The organism is Paraburkholderia sp. SIMBA_053 (genome assembly GCF_046534895.1).
Classification (GTDB): Bacteria; Pseudomonadota; Gammaproteobacteria; order Burkholderiales; family Burkholderiaceae; genus Paraburkholderia; species Paraburkholderia caledonica.
This window is the reverse complement of sequence record NZ_JAWRXU010000774.1, coordinates 1-268: the sequence shown is the minus strand read 5'-3', so window position 1 is coordinate 268 and position 268 is coordinate 1. Positions and strand designations below refer to the sequence as shown.

Here is a 268-nt window from a genome sequence, read left to right as displayed (position 1 = left end):
ATCTCAGAAGACTGTCCGAACGAGTGAGGCCACCTCTATTGCGTACCTCCGCCACCACATGGATGCCTTCGGCATCAGCCCGGATGACCTCGCTTCCTTCCTGGCGACCAGGCCAGCGGATCGGATACGTGTCGCTACCGTAGCGCGGATGGTGATACCTGGAGCGGTGAAGGCAAGACGCCCCAATGGCTGAAACAGGCCATTAGCGCAGGACAGTCCATCGGGCACTTCGAACTTCCGTTGGGGGCGCTCGCCCAGCCGGCAACGC

General features: G+C 61.9%; 1 pseudogene. It reads left to right on the top strand.

From position 1 onward, the window contains the following. Positions 1-58: 58 nt before the first annotated feature. A pseudogene (locus tag SB753_RS37675) lies at positions 59-268 on the top strand (H-NS family nucleoid-associated regulatory protein); the annotation flags it as partial.